Annotated in this window: 1 protein-coding gene; it reads right to left on the reverse strand. The window is 62.4% G+C overall.

Annotated elements, in window-relative coordinates:
• Window positions 1–410, reverse strand: a 410-nt coding sequence (locus AYJ54_RS54345; protein ID WP_201724222.1) for an Hpt domain-containing protein, incomplete at its 3' end; no start/stop codon positions are given.
• Window positions 411–412: the final 2 nt, after the last annotated feature.

Below are 412 nucleotides of genomic sequence, written 5' to 3' on the forward strand. Positions count from 1 at the left end.
GCGATCGGCGGAGCCGACGCTGACATCGCCGCCATGCCCTGCTCGACCATCGCTTCCAGCTTGTCGATCAGGTCGCGGTCATTGCCCTCGGGCTCGGCTTCGGTCGCCTCCAGCCCGGCCAGGATCTCCTTGATGCGGTCGATCGAGGACAGGATCACCGTCACCGCCTGTCCCGTCACCGGCATGCCGTCGCGGAACTTGCCCATCAAGGTCTCGCCGGCATGCGCCAGCGCTTCCAGCCGCGGCAATCCCAGAAAACCGCACGTACCCTTGATGGTGTGGACCAGGCGGAAGATGTTATCCAGGATCTTGGCGTTGTTCGGCTCCTGCTCGAACTTCACCAACTGATTGTCGACGGTGTCCAGGCTCTCGCTGGTCTCCGTCAAAAACTCCCGCAACAGATCATCCATGA

Origin of the sequence: Bradyrhizobium centrolobii (assembly GCF_001641635.1) — a bacterium.
Classification (GTDB): Bacteria; Pseudomonadota; Alphaproteobacteria; order Rhizobiales; family Xanthobacteraceae; genus Bradyrhizobium; species Bradyrhizobium centrolobii.